The 14521-nt window shown below is 60.7% G+C and carries 15 protein-coding genes; all 15 read right to left on the bottom strand.

Annotation, left to right across the window (positions count from 1 at the left end; all coding sequences use genetic code 11):
* Window positions 1-12: 12 nt before the first annotated feature.
* The 15 genes from DD235_RS04120 to tsf all read right to left on the bottom strand — a co-directional run bounded on the left by DD235_RS04120 (window position 13) and on the right by tsf (window position 14463).
* The gene (locus tag DD235_RS04120) at window positions 13-795 is read right to left on the bottom strand and encodes a TrmH family RNA methyltransferase (RefSeq protein WP_109060738.1); all 783 of its coding nucleotides are present in this window, start codon (window positions 793-795) and stop codon (window positions 13-15) included.
* Window positions 792-1415 carry a ribonuclease HII gene (gene rnhB, locus DD235_RS04115; RefSeq protein WP_109060737.1) on the bottom strand — a complete coding sequence of 208 codons (624 nt, stop codon included), beginning with the start codon at window positions 1413-1415 and terminating at the stop codon, window positions 792-794. Before rnhB ends, DD235_RS04120 begins: the two co-directional genes overlap by 4 nt.
* 38 nt (window positions 1416-1453) lie before the next feature.
* Window positions 1454-2641: a lipid-A-disaccharide synthase gene (gene lpxB, locus DD235_RS04110; RefSeq protein WP_109060736.1), complete on the bottom strand. Its 1188-nt coding sequence runs from the start codon at window positions 2639-2641 to the stop codon at window positions 1454-1456.
* A complete protein-coding gene (gene lpxA, locus DD235_RS04105; protein ID WP_109060735.1) occupies window positions 2638-3438 on the bottom strand; it encodes an acyl-ACP--UDP-N-acetylglucosamine O-acyltransferase in 801 nt (266 codons plus the stop codon). Before lpxA ends, lpxB begins: the two co-directional genes overlap by 4 nt.
* Before the next feature lie 14 nt (window positions 3439-3452).
* Window positions 3453-3905: a 3-hydroxyacyl-ACP dehydratase FabZ gene (gene fabZ / locus DD235_RS04100; protein ID WP_109060734.1), complete on the bottom strand. Its 453-nt coding sequence runs from the start codon at window positions 3903-3905 to the stop codon at window positions 3453-3455.
* Between the two features lie 87 nt (window positions 3906-3992).
* Window positions 3993-5117, bottom strand: a complete 1125-nt coding sequence (gene lpxD, locus DD235_RS04095; RefSeq protein ID WP_109060733.1) for a UDP-3-O-(3-hydroxymyristoyl)glucosamine N-acyltransferase — start codon at window positions 5115-5117, stop codon at window positions 3993-3995.
* 4 nt (window positions 5118-5121) lie between these two features.
* Complete coding sequence (locus tag DD235_RS04090) at window positions 5122-5703, bottom strand: OmpH/Skp family outer membrane protein (protein ID WP_109060732.1); 582 nt, start codon at window positions 5701-5703, stop codon at window positions 5122-5124.
* Between the two features lie 67 nt (window positions 5704-5770).
* A complete protein-coding gene (gene bamA / locus DD235_RS04085) occupies window positions 5771-8077 on the bottom strand; it encodes an outer membrane protein assembly factor BamA (RefSeq protein WP_162300401.1) in 2307 nt (768 codons plus the stop codon).
* Between the two features lie 71 nt (window positions 8078-8148).
* Window positions 8149-9480, bottom strand: coding sequence for an RIP metalloprotease RseP (rseP, locus tag DD235_RS04080; protein WP_109060731.1), 1332 nt, complete (start codon window positions 9478-9480; stop codon window positions 8149-8151).
* A 12-nt stretch (window positions 9481-9492) separates the two neighbouring features.
* Window positions 9493-10680: a 1-deoxy-D-xylulose-5-phosphate reductoisomerase gene (locus tag DD235_RS04075; protein WP_109060730.1), complete on the bottom strand. Its 1188-nt coding sequence runs from the start codon at window positions 10678-10680 to the stop codon at window positions 9493-9495.
* 5 nt (window positions 10681-10685) lie between these two features.
* On the bottom strand, window positions 10686-11363 hold the full coding sequence (locus DD235_RS04070) for a phosphatidate cytidylyltransferase (protein ID WP_109060729.1): 678 nt from the start codon (window positions 11361-11363) through the stop codon (window positions 10686-10688).
* Between the two features lie 7 nt (window positions 11364-11370).
* Window positions 11371-12129, bottom strand: coding sequence for a polyprenyl diphosphate synthase (gene uppS / locus DD235_RS04065; protein WP_109060728.1), 759 nt, complete (start codon window positions 12127-12129; stop codon window positions 11371-11373).
* Between the two features lie 22 nt (window positions 12130-12151).
* Entirely contained in the window at window positions 12152-12712 is a 561-nt protein-coding gene (gene frr, locus DD235_RS04060) for a ribosome recycling factor (RefSeq protein WP_109060727.1), read from the bottom strand.
* Between the two features lie 20 nt (window positions 12713-12732).
* Window positions 12733-13449 carry a UMP kinase gene (pyrH, locus tag DD235_RS04055; RefSeq protein ID WP_109060726.1) on the bottom strand — a complete coding sequence of 239 codons (717 nt, stop codon included), beginning with the start codon at window positions 13447-13449 and terminating at the stop codon, window positions 12733-12735.
* A gap of 135 nt (window positions 13450-13584) precedes the next feature.
* Complete coding sequence (gene tsf, locus DD235_RS04050) at window positions 13585-14463, bottom strand: translation elongation factor Ts (protein WP_109060725.1); 879 nt, start codon at window positions 14461-14463, stop codon at window positions 13585-13587.
* Window positions 14464-14521: the final 58 nt, after the last annotated feature.

Raw genomic sequence — 14521 nt, 5'->3', positions numbered from 1 at the left:
GCCCGGACAAGACTACCCGACCGCACCATGCTGGCGCCGTTGCTCGAACAGGCACAACGCAGCCGCGACGGCCACGTTGAGTGACTCAACCCGGTCTTGCTCGTGCGGAATACGGATGCGCAATCCAGCAGCCTGCAGCAGTGCCGGATCGACCCCCTGCCCTTCATTACCGAACACCCACACACACTGCTGCGGCAGTGCGCCGTCATAGAGACTGCGGGCCTGCTCCAATGTCGTTGCAGCCAGTGGGACGGCCAGTCGCGGCAACAGCGTCTCCGGCATGATTTCTTCGTGCAACGTCACGACAAAATGCCCGCCCTGCCCCGCACGCAATGCCTTGGGACTCCAGGCGGACGCGGTGCCCCTGGACAGAAACAAGCGGCGGATACCTGCCGCCGCTGCGGTACGAATCAGCGTACCCAGGTTGCCAGGATCCTGTATACGGTCAAGCCAGACCGCATTTTCGCTGACGAGATCCGGCAGTGCCGGCACAGGTCGAGCGGCCACGAAAAGAATGCCCTGATGGCTTTCGACTTCACTCAGGCGGGAAAACAGCACATCCGGCACGCACAGGATGCGTGATGCGCCAATCAGAGCCAGGATCGCAGCGATATCGGACTGTTCCAGACGGCCCTGTGCCACGACAGCACACTCAGGCTGGCCATGATGCTGCAGCCAGGCCTGGCACAGGTGGACGCCATCGAGCAGGATGCGGTCGCGTTGGCGTGCCGGGCGCTCGCGCAGCATGCGCAACTGCTTGATCTGCGGATTCTGATCCGATGTAATGTGTTTCATGCGTCTTGCCCTGCTGAAGGCGACAGGCAATTGCGTACAGGGGCAAAGCTGGTACGGTGCGCCGGACACGGGCCATGTTCACTCAGGCGGGCAAGATGCAAGGCCGTGCCATAGCCCTTGTGACGATCGAATTCATACTGCGGATATTGCTGGTGCAGTGTCAGCAGATAGGCATCACGTGCTGTCTTGGCCAGGATGGAGGCTGCCGAAATAGCCTGCACCAGAGCATCGCCCTTGACGATGGTCTGTACCTGACAGGCTAGCTTCGGTGCCCGATTGCCGTCAATCAGCGCCAAGCTGGGCTGGACCGCCAGTCCTTGGACGGCACGCTGCATCGCCAGCATGGTGGCCTGCAGGATATTCAGGCTGTCGATTTCAGCCACATCCGCACAGGCAATGTGCCAGGCCAGCGCCTGTGTCTGAATCTGCAGCGCCAGTTGTTCGCGACGCCGGGCCGTGAGTTTTTTGGAGTCCGCCAACCCTTCGATGGGACGCGCCGGATCAAGGATCACGGCGGCAGCATAAACCGGCCCGGCCAGTGGCCCGCGACCGGCTTCGTCGACACCGGCTATCTGGCCTGCGACGTCAGGGATGCAAGTAAACAGGTCGGATTGCTGCATATGAAAACTCAGTGCGGTGAGCCGAGATCGCGCTCAAGTCAGGCACGGCCATCGGCCACGTCGAGAATGACACGCGCAGCCAGCCCCGGGGTATCCAGATCCAGGTCCTGGTGCAATGCTGCAAAGCGTTGTTCCACGCGTGCGATGTGCGCATCATCGGTCAACGCCTGCCAGGTTGCTTCTGCAAGCTTGTCGGGCGTGGCATCGTCCTGCAGCAATTCGGGTACGGCAAAATCCTGCAGGAGCACATTCGGCAGGCCCACCCAGGGCACATAGGGCCGCTGCTGCCCGGATTTCCAGGCCATGATGCGTCGCATCCAGGGTGACAGCACGTAGGAAATCACCATGGGCCGCTTGAAAAGCGCCGCCTCCAGCGTGGCAGTGCCGCTCGACAGCAATACGGCATCGGCTGCTTCCATCGCATCCCATGCGCAGGGTCGTTCATCCTGTTGCGACAGGCAGACCAGCCCAGGGACTGGGTACTGTGCCAGTATCTGTTCGAATTGTGCTCTCCGCTCCTGATTGGCCATCGGGGCAATGCAGACCAGATTCGGATCGCGTTTTCGCAGCAATTGCGCTGCCTGCAGGAACCGGGGGCCCAGCAATTCGATTTCGGACCGGCGACTACCCGGCAGAATCGCCAGGATCCTGGCCTGTTGATCCAGTCCCAGGCGTGTCCGGGCTGCTGCGCGGTCTGGCTTGTGTGGAATGACCGACGCCAGCGGATGCCCCACATACGTCACCGGCACACCCGCATCGCGGTAGATCTTTTCCTCGAACGGGAACAATACCAGCATATGCGACACGGCTCGCTTGATCGCATGGATGCGGTCATAGCGCCAGGCCCAGATCGAAGGCCCGACAAAATGCACGGTGGGCACGCCGGCATCGTGCAGGTGCTGCTCAAGTCTCAGGTTGAAATCCGGTGCATCCACGCCCACGAAGACCGAAGGCGGCTGGGCCAGCCAGCGCTTGCGAACGTCCCGATAGATACCCAGCAGCCTGGGCAGGCTCTTGATCGCATCGACATAACCGAAGACGCTGAGTGCATGCATGGGATGCCAGAGTTCGAATGCCCTGGCCTCCATGTTGGGGCCACCGATACCCTGGCAAAGCAGATTTGTATCGGAAGCCTGCAATCCCTCGATAATGCGGGAGGCAATCAGGTCGCCGGAGGGTTCACCGGCAACCATGCCGACCAGCCTGTTCCCGCCGCCTGTACTCATTTGCGTGCGATGCCGCGGGTGCTCTGGGCCAGAAAATCGAGGATCAACTGCAGCTGGACGGCTGCTTCAGGCGCGGCAGCAGCACGCTGCTGATCAAGTTCGGCCACGGCATCGGCCAGCGACAGACCTCGCCGATAGATAGTCTTGTAGGCATCGCGCAGCACCGAAATAACCTCAGGCTGGAACTGACGACGCTTGAGACCTTCGCTGTTGATACCGGCCGGCAGGCAGGGATTGCCACCAGCCATGACAAACGGCGGCACATCCTGCACCAGCGAGCTGTTGCCGCCGATCATGCAGTGCGCCCCGATCTTGGTGAACTGATGCACACCTGTCAGGCCACCCACGATGGCCCAGTCTCCGACATGCACATGGCCACCGAACTGTACCGAATTGGCAATGATCGTATGGTCGCCGATCAGGCAGTCATGGGCAATATGCACATAGGCCATGATCCAGTTGTGGCTGCCCACCCGCGTCACGCCGCCATCCTGCACCGTACCGGTATTGAGAGTACAGTATTCGCGCACGGTATTGTAGTCACCGATCTCGAGGCGAGTCAGTTCGCCGGCATACTTCTTGTCCTGCGGCATGCCGCCGATCGAGCAGAATCGGTAAAAATGGTTGTGATGACCGATGCGGGTATGCCCGTCGATCACGCAATGCGGTCCAATCCGTGTGCCCGAACCGATGGTGACATGCGGCCCGACGATGCTGTAGGGGCCGATAGTCACGTCTTCGCCGATCTGGGCGGCCGGATCGACCAATGCGGTCGGGTGAATGCTGGGCGCTGCCATGGTAGCTACCTCGTTCAGTCGGAAAGAGAGCGGATTGCACACATCAGCTTGGCCTCGGCCACGACCTGACCATCGACCAGTGCCTTGCCGCGGTATTTGCACATGACACGACTGATGCGCTCGGCCTCGACCTCAAGGCGCAACTGGTCGCCTGGCACAACAGGCCGACGGAAACGGGCCTCGTCAACGCCGACCAGATAGTAGGCCGTATCCTGGCCCGCATCGTCGGAACCGCTGACCTCGGGGAACGAGAACAGCGCCGCTGCCTGGGCCAGGGCTTCGATGATCAGCACGCCCGGCATGACCGGCATATGCGGGAAATGGCCCTCAAAGAAAGGTTCGTTGATCGAAACGTTCTTGATGGCAATGACCCGTTCACGCGGCACCAATTCGAGCACGCGATCGACCAGCAGCATCGGGTAGCGATGCGGCAAACGTTTCTGAATTTCCTTGATGTCCAGTTCCATGGTATGCACTCTATTTTAATTATGGCAGGGGAGCCGCCAGCTGTACGTTCTGCACAGCATGATGGCGGGCTCCCGCCGCAATGATGATCACGATTCCGAGGATGCGCCCTGCTCCAGGCTGCGCACCCTGCGCCGGATCTGGGCAAGTTGCTGCAGAACGGCGGCATTGCGCTGCCAATCGGCATGCTCGGCATAGGGAAAGACGCCAGTGTAGCGCCCGGGCTTGAGGATGTCGGACGTTACGGCGGTACCACCCGAGATATGGACGTCGTCGCCCACGGTCAGGTGACCGGAGAACATGGCGGCCCCTCCAAGGGTACAACGCTGGCCGATAGTGGTTGAGCCTGCAATGCCCACGCAGGCGGCAATGGCGGTGTGGTCGCCAATCCGGCAGTTGTGGCCGATCATGATCTGGTTGTCGATCTTGACGTCGTTGCCGATCACGGTGTCTTCGAGCGCGCCACGGTCGATCGTGGTGTTGGCACCGACTTCGACATCATCGCCCAGCACCACTCTGCCGAACTGCGCAATCTTGCTCCAGCCACCGCGAGCCTGATGGTGGTCGGGCGCAAAACCAAAACCATCGGCTCCCAGGACCACTCCGCTATGAAGAATCGCGCGGGCACCGATCTGCACGCGCGCATACAGCGTAACCCGGGGGTGCAGCAGAGAGTCTTCGCCGATATCCACATCGCGACCGATGAGGCAGGCGGCTTCCAGCACTGTGCGGGCACCGATTTTCGCGCCCTCTTCCACCACGCAACCTGGTCCGATGCGAACACCTTCGCCAAGCTCGGCCGTGGGTGCCACGACAGCAGTAGCGTGTATGGCCGGCGCTGAGGCATCTACAACAGGCTGGCGTGCACGCTCGAACCATTGCGTCAGACGTGCATAGAGCAGGTAAGGATTGTTGCAAAGCACGCGAACACGGTCGAACCAGCCAGGCTCTGCCTCCAGGCAGGCCTGGTCGATCTCGGGCGTGACGATGACTGCGCAGGCCTGGCTGGTCAGCAACGCCTGCAGATACTTCTTGCTGACGGCAAAGCTGATTTCGCTTTCACCGGCACCAGCCAGCGAACCAATACCAGCGATTGTCGGCCAGGCACTCTGTGCGGCATGTCCCTGCAGGCTCCATTCGAGCCCCCGGGTATCGGTTTCAGCCATCAGGCGGTCCAGTGCAGGCGCCGCCGACAGGTTGAGCAGCAACGGCATGTGATTACTTGTCCAGCGCCTGAATGATCCGGTCGGTAATATCGATGCGCGGATTGACCGTAACGGCATCCTGCACGATCAGGTCGTAGTTGTCCTGCTCGGCAATCTGCTTGATCGCAGCATTGGCCTTCTCGACGATGGCCGAGAACTCTTCGTTGCGGCGACGGTTGAAGTCTTCCTGGAACTCACGGCGCTTGCGCTGCAGATCCATATCCAGATTGGAGAGTTCTCGCTGACGGCGCACCCGATCCGACTCGGACAGGACGGGACCATCCTTTTCGAACTTTTCGGCTTCACTGCGGAGGTTGTTGGCCAGACGCTGGAGTTCGGTGTCGCGGCGGCTGAATTCGGACTCGATCTTGGCCTGCGCATCCTTGGCCGGTTTGGAGTCACGCAGAATCCGCTCGGTGTTCACGAAGCCGACCTTGGCGCCCTGCGCATGTGCCGGAGCAGTCATCATGCCCGCCGACACGGCCAGGGCACACGCTGCCAGCAGCCCGCGCCCGCCAGCCGACAGGAGGCCGGTCCGGCGACCGGGCTGCGATGCGGCGGACTGATTGGATTGCAGGGTAATTGCTGACTTCATAAAAGTATTCACCTTTGAAAAAGATGTTTTTAGGCTAAACGCTTATTGTGCCACCATTCGGGTCGCATCAGAAGGCGGTACCGATCTGGAATTGGAAACTCTGCTTTTCATCGCCATCCTTGGCGTTGAGCGGCTGGGCCCACGAGATCTGCAGAGGTCCCATTGGAGAGCTCCATGACAAGCCCAGGCCTGCCGAGTAGCGCAGCTCACTAAACTCAACCTTCTGTCCATTACCGTAGACCTGACCGCCATCGGCGAAGGCAAACCAGCGCAGCGTACGGTCGCGCCCTGCCCCCGGGATGGGCAGATAGAGTTGAATGTTACCGACGATACGCTTGGAGCCCCCCAGGTAGGTTGTACCGCTCCAACTGCCGGTACGTTCTTCCTTGGGCCCCAGCGACGAACCCTCGTAACCGCGCACGGTACCCATGCCGCCGGCATAGACGTTCTTGATCAGCGGGTAGCTCTTGCCACCGTAGCCATTGCCCCAGTCCACCAAGCCGTTGAAGGCCAGCGTGTAGTCACGCCCCAGCGGCAGGTAGTACTGCTGCTGTGCGCTCAGCATGGTGTACTTCAGATCCATCGTCGACAGGTCAGCCTTCAGGCGGGTGTACGAACCCTCGTTCGGTACCAGTGCGCTGTCGCGGGTATCGTTGGACCAGCCCACCGAGAAGATAATGGCATTGGCCTTGTTGCCATACTCCTGCACGAACTGTTCATACGACGGTGGCGAATCCGTGTAGGTCGTGATCTCGTTGCGCTCGAAATCAGCACCCACGAAGACACGATCGTTTTCGGAAATCGGCACGCCGAAATGCATGCCCAGGCCCATGGATTTGATGCGGTAGTTACCGTCGTTGTTGTACAGCGGTTCGGTCTGGCGATAGAACAGCGACGTGGTGCGGCTGATGCCATCCAGCGTCCAGTACGGATCGGTATGCGAAATGACGGCGGCGCGGTTCGACTTGCTGGTGTTGAACTGGAACGTCAGGTTGGTGCCGCTGCCGAATACGTTGTCTTCACTGATCCCGGCCGACAAAATCGCCTTTTCGGACGAGCCGTAGCCAACGCCGAGGTTGATCATGCCAGTCGGCTTTTCCTTGACGTTGACGTTGACATCGACCTGGTCGGGAGAGCCCGGTACAGGTTCAGTGGTGACGTTGACATCCTGGAAGTAGCCCAGGCGATCGACACGGTCGCGCGAGTTCTTGATGTCTGCGGCGTCGTACCAGGCCGCTTCCTGCTGACGCATTTCACGCCGGATCACACGATCGCGAGTACGCGTATTGCCACCGATGTCGATACGGCGCACATAGACACGGCGGCTCGGATCGACATAGAACGTCAGGTCGGCCGTGTTGTTGTCGCGATCCAGAACCGGATTGGGATTGACGTTGGCAAAAGCATAGCCGAGATCACCCAGGTAATCGGTGATGCTCTTCGAAATCTCGTTGGTCTTGGCAGCCGAGAAGGTTTCGCCCGGCTTGACCGTGATCAGCTGCTGGATTTCCTCGTTCAGGCCCAGGAGTTCGCCAGCCAGCTTGACGTCGCTGAGGGTATAGGGCTTGCCCTCGTGGATCGTCACGGTGATATGGATTTCCTTGCGATCCGGCGAAATGGCCACCTGTGGCGGCTCGACCGTGAACTCAAGATAGCCGCGATCCAGATAGTAGGAGCGCAGGTTTTCGATATCGCCCTCGAGTTTTTCGCGGGAATACTTGTCGGCATCTGTATACCAGGTCAGCCAGCCCGGCGTGCTCAACTGGAAAGTGTCGAGCAGGTCGCTTTCGGAGAAAGCCTCGTTGCCGACGATGCTGATGCTGCGGATGCGGGCGACATCGCCTTCGAAGACGTCGAATTTGATGCCGACGCGGTTGCGTGGCAACGGCGTGATCGTGGAGGTGATTTCGACGCCGTACTTGCCCTTGGAGAGGAACTGCTGTTTGAGTTCGAACTCGGCACGTTCCAGCATCGAGCGATCAAAAATCCGCCCCTCTCCGAAACCCACGCCCTTGAGCGATTCGGTGATCGCCTTGGTATCGAAGGATTTCATGCCCTCGAACTCGATGGCTGCGATAGTCGGGCGTTCCTGGACCACCACGACCAGCACGTCATCGGTCGTATTGATCTGGACATCGCTGAAGAAGCCGGTAGCGTAAAGCTTGCGGATGGCATCGGCAGCATCGTCCTCGGTGAAGGACTCGCCGACCTTGACCGGAAGGTTCGCGAAGATGGTGCCGGCGTCAGTACGCTGCAGCCCCTCGACCCGGATATCGCGCACCACGAAAGGCTCGAATCCGTATGAGGGCAGCGGGGCCAGCACTGCGGCCGCAAGCGCCAGTATGGTTGCCTTGCGCCGGAATTGGTAGAACATCCTGTCGATCCTTCTTGGTCGTCAATATGAATGTGAATGGATATGGTCGGCGATTTTAAGCCAGAACACGGTCAACTTAAAAGACGCGTAAAGTCGTTGAACAGTGCCAGCATCATCAACGCTATCAGCAGCGACAGGCCGATACGCTGACCAATATCTATCCAGCGATCCGGCGGCGGGCTGCCCCGGACGATTTCGATCAGATAATACAGCAGATGCCCGCCGTCGAGCATCGGAATGGGCAAGAGATTGAGTACGCCCAGGCTGATGCTGACCAGCGCCAGGAAGGAAACGTAGGATGCCAGCCCTATCTTGGCACTCTGACCGGCATAGTCCGCGATGGTGACCGGACCACTGATATTGCGCCAGGAAACATCGCCAAGCAGCATGCGTCCCAGCATGCGCAACGAAAAGATTGCCGTATCCCAGGTACGCTGAACACCCATCAGCACAGCATCGATCGGTCCATAGCGTACGTCCACCATCGGCACGTCTGCCCCAAGGCTGGCACCGATCCGTCCCACGGCCTCACCCTGCCCGTCGAGCGCTTCGCGCGGTACGATGGTCAGCGTCATGGGCGCGCCATCGCGCAGAATATCGAAGCGCATGGATTCACCGGGGCGTGCCTGGATGGCAGTGACCAATTGCCCGACCGTAAATTCACCGCTGTCGATCGCATCCGTGCCCACGATGGTGTCTCCCTCGCGCAGGCCCGCCTCTGCCGCCGCTGAGTCATCGAAGACCTCCTGTACCCTGGGGGTGGCACGCAGGCGAATGCCTGCCTCGGCAAGAATGTCCTCATCGGCACGATCATGCCAACCCGGCAATGGTGCCAGGGAAACGTCGTAGCTGCGTTCTTCGGGGGAAACCAACGTCAGCCGTGCGTCCTGGTCCGCCGTCCAGGCATCCAGCATGGCCCAGCGGACTTCATCCCAGCTGCGAATATCACGATTATTGATCTGCTCGATGCGCGAGCCCGGCAGTATGCCCACCTGCGCAGCACTGCTGCCGGCAACCGGGGCCGCCAGAATGGGCTGGGGTTGTTGCGTACCGGCCAGATTGAGGCCCGCATAGAGAAAAACAGCCAGGATCAGATTGAAGACCGGTCCGGCTGCGACGATGGCGATCCGCTGCCAGACCGACTTGGTGCGAAAGGCACCATCCGGCCCAGGCAGTGACGGGTCAGGATCGTCCTGCATCTTGACATAGCCGCCCAGTGGAATGGCAGACAGCGCCCACTCGGTGCCATTGCGATCCGCCCGCTGCCAGAGTACAGGTCCGAAACCGACCGAGAAACGCAGTACGCGTACTCCGCACCAGCGGGCCACACTGTAGTGGCCGAATTCGTGAAACGTAACAAGAATGCCGATGGCAACGGCAAAGGCAGCAAGCGTCGTCAGCATTCAGAATGTCGCTCAGGCAAGGCCCAGATTACCAGCGTAATGGCGGGCACGTTTATCGAACTCAAGAATATCTTCCAGGGATCCCAGTTGCACTTGCGACAGCCCAGCCTGCCATTCGAGCACAGCCTCAAGCACACGTGCGATCCAGGTGTAACGCAGATTGCCTGCCAGGAAAGCCTCGACAGCGATTTCGTTGGCGGCATTCAGGGCAATGCAGGCCGCCTGACCGGCACGCAGTGCCTGCATGCACAGTGACAGGCATGGAAACCGCAGCGGGTCCGGCTGCTCGAAATCCAGTCGGCCTGCCGCCGCCAGATCCAGCAGCCCCACACCACTGGCAATGCGATCCGGGTAGGCCAGTGCCTGGGCGATGGGCGTACGCATATCAGGATTGCCAAGTTCAGCCAAAACCGAGCCATCGTCATATTCGACCAGAGAATGAATCAGGCTTTGCGGATGGATCAACACTTCCAGGCGGTCAGCGGGCATGCTGAACAGCCAGTGTGCCTCGATCACTTCCAGCCCCTTGTTGACCATGGTGGCCGAATCGACGGAAATCTTGCGACCCATGCTCCAGTTCGGATGGGCGCAGGCCTGCTCAGGTGTGACCCCTTCAAGCTGCTCAGGCCAGAAACGCCGAAACGGCCCGCCCGATGCAGTCAGTACCAGACGCTTCACGCCGGGTGCCGGCACGGTTGCCGAACAATCGGCATGTTGCGCCGGCAGGCATTGAAAAATGGCGTTGTGCTCGCTGTCGATGGGCAACAGGGTTGCACCATGTTCGCGCACGGCCTGCATGAACAGGTTGCCGGCAGCAACCAGCGCCTCTTTGTTGGCCAGCAGGATGCGTTTTCCGGCACGCGCTGCGGCCATCACTGAAGGCAGGCCTGCCGCACCCACGATGGCGGCGACAATCGTGTCGCTGGCGGGATCGGCGGCAACATCGGCAAGTGCCTGTACACCCACGCGGATTTCAGGCAATACTCCGCCCGGCCAGGACTGACGGAAAGCATCTGCAGCGGCCGCGTCGGGCACCGCGACCACACGGGCCCGGCTGGCGGCAGCTCGCTGGGCCAGGATATCCATGCGGCGATGACCGCTCAGCGCATGAATGGTGAAACGGTCGGGATGGCGGGCAATCACATCCAGCGTACTGGCACCGATCGAGCCGCTGGCTCCCAGAATAGTAACGTGACGCATACTGCTCAATGACTCCAGATGCTCAGCACCCATGCCAGCGGTGCGACCGGCAGAATGGCATCGATACGATCCAGCACGCCGCCATGCCCGGGCAGCAGCCGGCTGGAATCCTTGGCTCCGGCACGCCGCTTGAGCCAGGACTCGAACAGATCGCCGGCAATCGACAGGGCCGCCAGCACGACGGCCAGTACGATAGTCAGGGTGACCCCGAAACGTGCCACCAGCGCTGCGCCAAAGGTTTCCTGACTCCAGAGCGCCGTCAGCAACACCCACAGCACGGCAGCGGCAATACCTGCCACTGCACCCTCGCGTGTTTTTCCGGGGCTGATGGAGGGAGCCAGCTTGTGCCGACCGAACGCCTTGCCGGCGAAATAGGCACCGATATCGGCGATCCATACCAGCGCCAGCACGGACAGCAGATAGATCGCTCCATGACGGCTGTACATGAAGTACAGGGCGCAGCCCGCAAAGGTCAGCACGGGCACCGCCAGCATGCCCAGCGGCACACTGTAATAGGCGGGTCGAGGATACGTTGTCAGGCCGGTCAGGCGCAGCCATTCCCACAGGGCGCAGCCGATGGTCAGCAGAATGAAGGCCGCCAATGCCAGCGTGCCCGGAGCCGCCAGCACGGCTGCCACGATGGCAAGCAGAATGATGGCGGTAATGACTCGTTCTCGCAGCATGAAAGCCTCAGGGAGAATGTTTCAATTGTGCACTGGTACGGCCAAACCGTCGTTCACGCGACGCATACCAGTCGAAGGCGCGCTGCAATTCATCACGATCAAAATCTGGCCAGTAGGCATCCGTGAAATACAGCTCGGTATAGGCCAGTTGCCAGATCATGAAATTGGAAATGCGCTGCTCGCCACCTGTACGGATGAACAGGTCGGGTTCCGGTGCCCAGGGCATCGCCAAATGTGGCAACAAGGCAGCCTCATCCAGCAGCGAAGGATCGGCAGCCAGCTCCGGGCGCTCTGCCAGCACAGTGCGCATGGCATTGAGAATGTCCCAGCGACCACCATAATTGGCTGCGATGGTGAGATGCATGCGCGTATTGTCGCGCGTGAGGTTCTCGGCCGCTGCTATGCGCTGACGCAACGAGGCGTCGAAGGCACTGAGGTCGCCGATTACATGCAGGCAGACCCCCTGCTCGTGCAGGCGCCCGACTTCGCGATCCAGCGCCTGCATGAAGAGGCGCATCAACAGCGTGACTTCCTCGATCGGCCGGCGCCAGTTTTCGGAACTGAAGGCGAACAACGTGAGATGCTGCACGCCCTGCCGTCCGCAGGCTTCGACGATACGGCGCACGGCCTGCACGCCCTTGGCATGACCTGCCGTGCGCGGCAGATGCCGGGCGACCGCCCAGCGACCATTGCCATCCATGATGATGGCGACATGACCTGGCACCTTGCCGGTGTCGGGAATTGCCAGCGTTGAACTCTGGACCATGGCGTTCGACACCGACCGTCGCTCAGACGGTCATGATTTCAGCGTCTTTCTGGGCGACCAGCTTGTCGACTTCCTGCACGAAACGGTCGGTCAGCTTCTGGATGTCGTCCTGGGCACGACGCTCGTCGTCTTCGGAGATATCCTTGTCCTTGACCAGTTTCTTGAAGGCTTCGTTGCTGTCGCGACGCAGATTGCGCACGGCGATCTTGGCGTCCTCGCCGGTGGACTTGACCACCTTGGTGAGGTCACGACGACGCTCTTCGGTCAGGGCAGGCATCGGCACGCGAATGGTATCGCCCATCGGCACCGGGTTAAGGCCGAGGTCGGACTCACGGATGGCCTTTTCGATGGGGCCTGCCATGTTCTTTTCCCAAGGCTGCACACTCAGGTTGCGAGCATCCACCAGATTGACATTGGCCACCTGGCTGATCGGCACCGGAGAGCCGTAGTACTCGACCGTGACGTGATCCAGAATGCCGGTATGGGCGCGCCCCGTACGGATCTTGGCCAGATCCGTCTTGAGGGCTTCCAGGGTCTTGGTCATGCGGCTTTCGGCCGATTGCTTGATCTCTGCGACACTCATTGCGAATTCCTTGTCAGCTGTCAGACATGTACCAGCGTGCCCTCGTCCTCGCCACCGATGACGCGTTTGAGAGCTCCTGGCTTGTTGATGGAGAACACCTTGATCGGCAGCTTCTGGTCGCGGCACAAGGCAAACGCCGTGGCATCCATGACTTCCAGGCGACGCACGATGGCCTCGTCGAAGCTGATGCGGCTGTAGCGGGTTGCCGTGGGATCCTTGTTGGGATCGGCACTGTAGATGCCATCGACCTTGGTCGCTTTGAGGACGACCTCTGCACCGATCTCGGCACCGCGCAGGGCGGCTGCCGTATCCGTGGTGAAAAACGGATTACCTGTCCCGGCCGCAAAAATCACGACCTTGCCTTCTTCGAGGTAGCGCAGAGCCTTGGGACGGATATAGGGTTCGACCACCTGGTCGATGTTGAGTGCGGACTGCACGCGGGTATCGATCTGGCGGTGCTTGAGGGCATCCTGCAGGGCCAGCGCATTCATCACGGTGGCCATCATGCCCATATAGTCGGCGGTGGCGCGATCCATGCCCTGGGCACCGGGTGCCACGCCGCGGAAAATGTTGCCGCCGCCAATCACGATGGCCAGTTCGGTACCCTGGCTGGCGACTTCTGCGACTTCTTCGGTCATGCGCAGGATGGTGGCGCGATTGATGCCGAAGGCGTCCTCGCCCATCAGGGCCTCGCCGGACAGCTTGAGAAGGACGCGTTTATATGCTCGGGTTGTCATGTGCTTGCTCGCAGGAACCATCCAGCTTGGGAGTTTAAAACAAAAGTACGATAAAAGAATGGGCCGCCTCCAGGGCGGCCCATGCCGCGCAAGACTTTCGCGCCGGCCCACAGGCCGGCGCGAAGCAGCACGGTATTACTGAGCGGCAGCCTGGGCGGCAGCCACTTCGGCAGCGAAGTCGTCAACACGCTTCTCGATGCCTTCGCCCACGACGTAAAGCACGAAGGTCGTGATCGAGGCCGACTTTTCCTTGAGCATCTGCTCGACGGTCTGCTTGTCATTCTTGACGAAGGGTTGCGACAGCAGGGTCACTTCCTTCAGGAACTTCTGCACCGAACCCTCGACCATCTTGGCGACGATTTCTGCCGGCTTGCCGGATTCGGCAGCCTTCTGTTCGGCCACAGAACGCTCGGTGGCGATATCGGCAGCAGGCACACCAGCGGCGTCAAGCGCCTTGGGACGGGTCGCGGCGATGTGCATGGCCAGATCCTTGCCCACTTCGTCGGCACCGGCGTACTCGACCAGCACGCCAATGCGGCCACCGTGCACGTAGCTGGCCAGCTTGTTGGCCGTTTCGATGCGCTGGAAGCGGCGGATGGTGATGTTCTCACCGATCTTGCCGATCAGGCCCGAACGCACCGAGTCAACCGTGCCTTCTTCGAACGGCAGCGCCGACAGGGCAGCCACGTCGGCCGGGTTCTTGTCGGCCACCAGACGGGCGATGTCGGCGACGAACTTGACGAAGTCGTCGTTCTTCGCGACGAAGTCGGTTTCGCAATTGATTTCGATGACAGCACCCAGCTTGGCGTCGTCAGCGATGTACAGGCCAACCAGGCCTTCTGCGGTCACGCGGGCGGCAGCCTTGCTGGCCTTGCTGCCCAGCTTGACGCGCAGCAGTTCTTCGGCACGGGCCATATCGCCTTCGGCTTCGGTCAGGGCCTTCTTGCACTCCATCATGGGCGCATCGGTTTTCTCGCGCAGCGTCTTGACCATTGCGGCGGTAATTTCAGCCATGTTGACTCCATATACGTTGAGGCACCGCACCAGGGCAGTGCCGGACAATCAGGGGGCC

The organism is Corticimicrobacter populi (genome assembly GCF_003123725.1).
Classification (GTDB): Bacteria; Pseudomonadota; Gammaproteobacteria; order Burkholderiales; family Burkholderiaceae_B; genus Corticimicrobacter; species Corticimicrobacter populi.
Note: the sequence above shows the minus strand (reverse complement) of the source record. Positions and strands in the feature narration are given on the sequence as shown.

Coding starts and splice junctions, on each gene's coding strand:
- DD235_RS04120 (WP_109060738.1), bottom strand. CDS start 795: ATGAAACACATTACATCGGATCAGAATCCGCAGATCAAGCAGTTGCGC.
- rnhB (WP_109060737.1), bottom strand. CDS start 1,415: ATGCAGCAATCCGACCTGTTTACTTGCATCCCTGACGTCGCAGGCCAG.
- lpxB (WP_109060736.1), bottom strand. CDS start 2,641: ATGAGTACAGGCGGCGGGAACAGGCTGGTCGGCATGGTTGCCGGTGAA.
- lpxA (WP_109060735.1), bottom strand. CDS start 3,438: ATGGCAGCGCCCAGCATTCACCCGACCGCATTGGTCGATCCGGCCGCC.
- fabZ (WP_109060734.1), bottom strand. CDS start 3,905: ATGGAACTGGACATCAAGGAAATTCAGAAACGTTTGCCGCATCGCTAC.
- lpxD (WP_109060733.1), bottom strand. CDS start 5,117: ATGCCGTTGCTGCTCAACCTGTCGGCGGCGCCTGCACTGGACCGCCTG.
- DD235_RS04090 (WP_109060732.1), bottom strand. CDS start 5,703: ATGAAGTCAGCAATTACCCTGCAATCCAATCAGTCCGCCGCATCGCAG.
- bamA (WP_162300401.1), bottom strand. CDS start 8,077: ATGTTCTACCAATTCCGGCGCAAGGCAACCATACTGGCGCTTGCGGCC.
- rseP (WP_109060731.1), bottom strand. CDS start 9,480: ATGCTGACGACGCTTGCTGCCTTTGCCGTTGCCATCGGCATTCTTGTT.
- DD235_RS04075 (WP_109060730.1), bottom strand. CDS start 10,680: ATGCGTCACGTTACTATTCTGGGAGCCAGCGGCTCGATCGGTGCCAGT.
- DD235_RS04070 (WP_109060729.1), bottom strand. CDS start 11,363: ATGCTGCGAGAACGAGTCATTACCGCCATCATTCTGCTTGCCATCGTG.
- uppS (WP_109060728.1), bottom strand. CDS start 12,129: ATGGTCCAGAGTTCAACGCTGGCAATTCCCGACACCGGCAAGGTGCCA.
- frr (WP_109060727.1), bottom strand. CDS start 12,712: ATGAGTGTCGCAGAGATCAAGCAATCGGCCGAAAGCCGCATGACCAAG.
- pyrH (WP_109060726.1), bottom strand. CDS start 13,449: ATGACAACCCGAGCATATAAACGCGTCCTTCTCAAGCTGTCCGGCGAG.
- tsf (WP_109060725.1), bottom strand. CDS start 14,463: ATGGCTGAAATTACCGCCGCAATGGTCAAGACGCTGCGCGAGAAAACC.